Genomic DNA, 509 nt, shown 5'->3' with positions numbered 1-509 from the left:
AATACCGCCACCAGCCCATAGGTTGATCTGTCTTTCTTTATTAAAGTCATTGTTGGCCGAACCATTCGCTTGTAGCGTGCGAATCAACACATTCCATTGACCACTGCCATCAAAATTCATATAACCCATAGTGCCGCAATAAGCACCGCGCGGTTTGGATTCGAGTTCGGCAATAATTTCGACGGCTCGTTTTTTTGGTGTGCCAGTGATAGAGCCAGCAGGCAAACTACCAAACAGGACAGCCAATGGGTGAGTGTCAGTTTTTAGCTCAGCAGTAATAGTGCTGACCATATGGTGCACGTTACTAAAGCTTTCAATCGCAAACAGTTGCGGCACTTTTACGCTACCGATCTTGGCATATTTACCCAAATCATTGCGTAGTAAGTCCACAATCATGACATTTTCGGCACGGTCTTTTTCGCTATTGACCAGTTGTTGCTTATACGATTCATCTTGCTTGTCAGTGGAGCCACGAGGCATAGTGCCTTTGATTGGCTTGGTCAGGATAT

At 45.4% G+C, this 509-nt stretch carries 1 protein-coding gene; it reads right to left on the bottom strand.

What is annotated here, in order from left to right:
- Positions 1 to 509: chorismate-binding protein (locus ACS8FC_RS21120; protein ID WP_439298219.1), on the bottom strand; the 509-nt coding region annotated here is incomplete at both ends.

The organism is Psychrobacter sp. 1Y4 (genome assembly GCF_051847555.1).
Note: the sequence above shows the minus strand (reverse complement) of the source record. Positions and strands in the feature narration are given on the sequence as shown.